Annotated in this window: 5 protein-coding genes; 1 reads left to right on the top strand and 4 read right to left on the bottom strand. The window is 38.4% G+C overall.

From position 1 onward, the window contains the following. Positions 1–124: 124 nt before the first annotated feature. The 4 genes from F9817_RS23415 to F9817_RS23400 form a co-directional block, all read right to left on the bottom strand. Positions 125–1,975: a sensor domain-containing diguanylate cyclase gene (locus F9817_RS23415; protein ID WP_161158624.1), complete on the bottom strand. Its 1,851-nt coding sequence runs from the start codon at positions 1,973–1,975 to the stop codon at positions 125–127. A gap of 168 nt (positions 1,976–2,143) precedes the next feature. Further along, positions 2,144–2,692 carry a GNAT family N-acetyltransferase gene (locus F9817_RS23410; protein WP_161158623.1) on the bottom strand — a complete coding sequence of 183 codons (549 nt, stop codon included), beginning with the start codon at positions 2,690–2,692 and terminating at the stop codon, positions 2,144–2,146. 165 nt (positions 2,693–2,857) lie between these two features. Next, complete coding sequence (locus F9817_RS23405) at positions 2,858–3,259, bottom strand: phosphate-starvation-inducible protein PsiE (RefSeq protein WP_161158622.1); 402 nt, start codon at positions 3,257–3,259, stop codon at positions 2,858–2,860. Positions 3,260–3,283: 24 nt separating this feature from the next. After that, a complete protein-coding gene (locus F9817_RS23400; protein WP_161158621.1) occupies positions 3,284–3,694 on the bottom strand; it encodes an NUDIX hydrolase in 411 nt (136 codons plus the stop codon). A 504-nt stretch (positions 3,695–4,198) separates the two neighbouring features. Here F9817_RS23400 and F9817_RS23395 point away from each other — a divergent pair. After that, a complete protein-coding gene (locus F9817_RS23395; RefSeq protein ID WP_161158620.1) occupies positions 4,199–4,381 on the top strand; it encodes a hypothetical protein in 183 nt (60 codons plus the stop codon). Positions 4,382–4,551: the final 170 nt, after the last annotated feature.

The raw sequence follows: 4,551 nt of genomic DNA, 5'->3' as shown, positions 1-4,551 counted from the left end.
ACGTCGTACTGTAATAAACAGTAGATAAATAGATTATTATTTAAACAAATAATACAAGTTACTAAATAAGGAATTTATTATTTACTGGCGTTAAAAATTATATAAATTGATAACAATTGAACAATTATATTGTCTGCTCTTCGCTATAAATTAAATAGTCATTTTTCCCGTTGCGCTTCACGTTATACAGAGCCGTATCAGAACGATGTATAACATCACTTAACGTTGAATCTTGATGGCGAACCATAGAGATACCAATACTAATCCCTATCTCAATACGTAAATCATCAATCCTATAGGGTTGTTGAATCGAAATTAATATATCTTGAGCAACACGTTCAGCACAGCCTAGCATATCTGTAGAGCCGGATAATAAAATAGCAAACTCATCACCACCGAACCGTGCAACTAAATCTTGCTCACGAACGGAATTAAGTAAACGTGAAGACGCATGCTTTAATATTTCATCACCAATAATATGCCCATAGGTATCATTGACCGATTTAAAACCATCAAGATCAAGTAACATCAACACATACTGAGTTCTGCTCGCTTCGAATTTTACTTCGTGGAGAGCTTCATTTAACGTTGTGTTAAAAAGCGTCCGATTCGCTAATTCTGTTAACGTATCGTGATGAGCGGCGTAAGTGATTTTTTTGGCCGCTTCTTCTCGTTCTGTCACATCTTCAACAGTCGTTACCCACCCCCCCTCAGGTAACGGGCTATATAACGATGAGACAATACGACGGTTTGCTAGTGTATAAGTGATTTGCATCGTTTCGTTATGGCAAAAATATTTTTTCATTTGCAGGAATATATCATCCGCTGCATGATCAGAGTAATCTTGGGCCAGAACATCGTCTAAGATCTCGCGAAATGAGGTTCCTAATTGCATTCGTACAGGATCTCTAGGCAAAATATCAACATATTGCTGATTCCAATATTTCAGTCTGAAATCAGGACCGAACACGGCAACGCCTTGAGTCATATTGGTGATAATCGTTGATAGTTCGTTACTTTTTTCACTTTGCAATCGCTCGCTTTCACGCAATCGACTATCTTTCTTCCGACGGTCACTGATATTCTCAAAGCCGCCAATTAATCGATACAAGCTGCCATTTTTATAGATAGTCCGACCAGATATATTTACCCAAAGTTCCTTTCCATCAGAACGAGTAAAAGGTAATTCGTAATTCCAATTTGAATGGGTTTTGATCGCATGTTGTATTTTCTCATCGATCACATGACGATATTCAACTGGGTAGAACGTATTCGCCGATTCTAAGTCAGGTACGTAACTTGAATCCACACCATGAATTTCACGAGTCTTTTTGGTCCAAAAGAGCTGTTGCTCGTTTACATCATATTCCCATGCGCCAACACCAGAAATATCTTCAACTTCATGCAATAAACGAGCTTCACGATCGCATATCTTTTGTTGCTGCTCTAATTTAAGTTTAGTTTGTTCAGTTTGGTAGGCATGAACTTTAGCTAATAACATTCCCTCGATAGACAACGCAAATAACCTTACGCGACTAAATGCATTGTTAGTCACCGTACTATCGGGATTAAAAATACCGAGCACGCCAACAGGAACGTCGCTTAGAGTAATAGGAATCCCAACATAGCGAGTTAACGGAGTATGACCGATCATATTCGCAGCGTGAGACCATTGAGTATCGCTTGCAATATCGCGGATGAAAAGTAAGTCATGTTGCTCTAATACACAGTTATTAAGCACATGAAGATCGGGAAGCGAGATTTTTTGGGTTGGATAACAGGATATGAGTCTATCGGCCTGATTTAAGCAGATAGAGACGGAAACACGATCAGCGGCAAATACATCCGCAATGATTTCCACGAGAGCATTGAGTTCTGAGACATCTCTAACTTCATTCTTAACCAGTTGCGCTAACGCGGTTAAGTGTTCATCAGTAGTCCGCGTAGACGTACACACTGTCATTTCAGCGACCATCTTGTCGCCTCCTAGTTATAAGAAGACAAGAACTCACCCGACAACCCAGTTCTTTCGTCTAACTATAACTAATAAACATTGATGACAAAAACATCAAAAAGGTTAAAAATTAGCCTCCCATCACACATGGAGTATTTATACCGCGAAATATACGGTATCACGTGATCTCTATTCAAAGTTAGGATTGAGTCTTGCAGTCATCACATGGTCTTCCCAACATCCAGCAATTTTCAGGTAATGACGAGCATAACCTTCTTCTTCAAATTGGCACTTTTCTAATACACGGGCACTGGCCTTATTCTTTGGCATATAGTTCGCCATGATGCGATGCAATTTTTCATGCTCAAACATATATTGAATAGTCCCATCCAATATTTCCGTCATATACCCTTGACCTTCAAACTGCTTATCGATGCTGTAGCCTAAAAAGCACGCTTGAAAAACACCTCTCATCACACCAGTAAAATTCGCGCAACCGATAATCGTATTGCGATCTGGCGTAAAGGCGACAAAACGAAAATTAGACTTCTGTGCAAAGCCCTCAATCCCTTGTGCTATCAATTGCTGCATGTTGGTTAAGGAAAAGTAATCATCACCTCTCATCGGCTCCCATGGCGCTAAATGTTCTTGATTACTGACATAATAATGTTGCAGTGCTTGCGCATCATCGACCGTTAGCACATCAATAATCGTTCTAGGGGTGGTAATCAGTGGCATTGCCAATCCTTGCTGAGTCATAAAAAATAAAAGCAATAATATCATAACCTTACTTTTACCTCATACTATTTCAGCACAACATTTAACAAGGGTACTTAACAGGACAGGTATCTTTTAGGAAGGCATAAAAAAAGCGCCATTGCTGGCGCTCTAATCGAGAGAATCTTACTGATCGGCATCGCTATCCCCATAGGGGAATTTTTTGTGTCCAAATCGAATCACTAGGATTGACGTTGCAACAATTAGAATAGCTGCCGAAATACTGATCATGTTAATCGCGTCTAAATTCTTCATATCGAGTGCCATATATCGAGCTAAGGCCACAATGACGATATAAAGCGGCATTCGCACAGGTAAACGCCCACTTTTCAGATAGAGCCCAACCATCGCAAGTACTTCTAAGTAGATAAAGAGCAACAATAAATCGCCGAGCATGACTGCTTTTTGCTGATAAATGGTCACGACTTCAGTTCCCATCGCAATCACGGTCAGTACCGCGATCAACAGTAAACCTAAATCTTCTATCATATTTAGGTACTGATAGCCCAACTTCCTAATTTTATTCATATTTGTCCCTAAATATTTTTAAGATTACGCTACAAAAAAGTCAGGTTGTGTTTTTATAACACGAAAGTATTCGTTTACAGCAGAACGATCAGAGCCAATATCAAGATTCGCCGTCGACAATTCTCTCCAATACACTTCATCAGCTTCTTGAGCACTGATCGTCCCTTCCCAACTATTAATTACATAGTAATGAATTTTCTGAGTCTCTGTCGTTAAGTGATACAAAGTACATAAATAACGATAGTCAGTCGGTGTCACTTCCAGCTCTTCTGCCATCTCACGGATGAGAGTTTGCTCTGGATTCTCTCCAGGTTCCATGTGACCACCAGGAATCGCAATTAAACCGGCATCGTGCTCTTTTGTCATTGATCGTTGTTCAACAAGAATTTCGCCATCCTTGATCAACATAAAAGAAACACAGGCATGCTCTGTCATGATTCACTCCTTTATATAGTGATTAGCGACTACCTATAGCGCTGAATTATCAATAACATAACCACTCTAATGCGTGAGATCAAAACAAATTTATGTCAAGACCGGCAAAGCGGACGCGTGTTCCACTTTTGGAACACTATTCAGTATGTTATCTCGCCAAATAGCGTGAAATGGCCCTAACTCCGTCCAACAATCGTTCGCATTTCCCTGCTACCTCTCTTGGTTGACACATTTTTTATAAAAAATCCAACAAAAAATCGTTATACATCTCATTCCACACGAAGATGTGACCATAATCACACAACCATATCCGTGGTAAATAACACAGATAAGTCTATGTAATATTTAGCAATGATTATGAAACAAAATGTTTAGTGATTACTAAAACTCTTATTAAAAACACTATTTATTAAACTTAATTTTCATTTTTATTAGATGATTTTCTTCCTGAACAATATTAATGTAACAAGAAGTTACTCGGCGTTTAAATAAAAAGAGGTTCCTATGAAAGTAGTAATTGAATATGACGAAGCAGGTCTTTATCGTGATAACGAATGGGATACTCCAACAATATGCAGCAAAGGACAAACTGCTGCCGTGAGCCCCGCCGCTGCTGCACATCTCATTAAAACCAACAAAGCTCATTTATGGAAAAACGAGCGCGGAGAATTACAATTCAGTAACTAAATCATCATATAAAAAACATTCGGGATACTTGGGGATCGTATTTCCCCAGTCCTATTACTTTAATAAAAATATTTATGATAAGAAAAGTTATCAAAATTTATATTTATTATAATTATATTTATCAGATTCATTAATTATGTATTTATTAAAATATTAACAACCTGTAATAC

Origin of the sequence: Vibrio eleionomae (assembly GCF_009874545.1) — a bacterium.
In the GTDB taxonomy this organism is placed as follows: domain Bacteria; phylum Pseudomonadota; class Gammaproteobacteria; order Enterobacterales; family Vibrionaceae; genus Vibrio; species Vibrio nitrifigilis.
Note: the sequence above shows the minus strand (reverse complement) of the source record. Positions and strands in the feature narration are given on the sequence as shown.

Excerpts from the sequence above, each read along its gene's own strand:
- F9817_RS23415 (WP_161158624.1), bottom strand. The coding sequence starts at position 1,975 with ATGGTCGCTGAAATGACAGTGTGTACGTCTACGCGGACTACTGATGAA.
- F9817_RS23410 (WP_161158623.1), bottom strand. The coding sequence starts at position 2,692 with ATGCCACTGATTACCACCCCTAGAACGATTATTGATGTGCTAACGGTC.
- F9817_RS23405 (WP_161158622.1), bottom strand. The coding sequence starts at position 3,259 with ATGAATAAAATTAGGAAGTTGGGCTATCAGTACCTAAATATGATAGAA.
- F9817_RS23400 (WP_161158621.1), bottom strand. The coding sequence starts at position 3,694 with ATGACAGAGCATGCCTGTGTTTCTTTTATGTTGATCAAGGATGGCGAA.
- F9817_RS23395 (WP_161158620.1), top strand. The coding sequence starts at position 4,199 with ATGAAAGTAGTAATTGAATATGACGAAGCAGGTCTTTATCGTGATAAC.